Annotated in this window: 1 pseudogene; it reads right to left on the reverse strand. The window is 50.3% G+C overall.

The annotated features are described in order from the left end of the window. Positions 1-160: 160 nt before the first annotated feature. A pseudogene (locus tag ACTHUM_RS17530) lies at positions 161-616 on the reverse strand (methyltransferase); the annotation flags it as partial.

A 616-nucleotide genomic window follows, 5' to 3' on the forward strand; every position in this document is an offset into this window, starting at 1 on the left:
GCCAAACAGGCTTAATTTGGAATCAAACAAAAGGCCGTCTGAAAACTTTTCAGACGGCCTTTTTCATACATTTCAATCAGCGCAGGCAATCGATACAAACGACAAACCGCATTCGTCAACACACAATCGCGGTGTCAACCCTACCGCCACAACCGCCAAACTAGCCCTGCCGTTTCGGGAAAAACTGCACCACATTCTCCCCTTGAGGCAACACCAATTTTTTCACGGCATGGCCGTACACGGTTTCAAGCGTGATGTTCAGACGGCCTTCGTCGGCAAAAATCTTATCCACACATTCCTTTGCCGCTTGCGGATTGCTGAACTTCAACGCGTTCCACAATCCCAAGGTTTCCATGTCCTGCCAAAACGTCCCGGCTTTTTTATAGCTCAACTCAAGCTTGGCCGTGTCGGTTACCGGATCGTAAAAGCCGTTGTCAGCCAGCATATCGCCCAAGTCGTGCATATCAATCAGCGTGGGCGCTTCGCATTCGATGCCTTCATGGTTCAGACGGCCTGTCAGCTCGCTCAGGCTGTCGCGGCCAAAGTGGGTAAAAAACAATAATCCGTCGGTTTTCAAAGCGGCGGCCCAGTTTTTCAAAACCGGCAAAATATCGTC

Source organism: Neisseria sp. P0021.S006 (genome assembly GCF_051956895.1).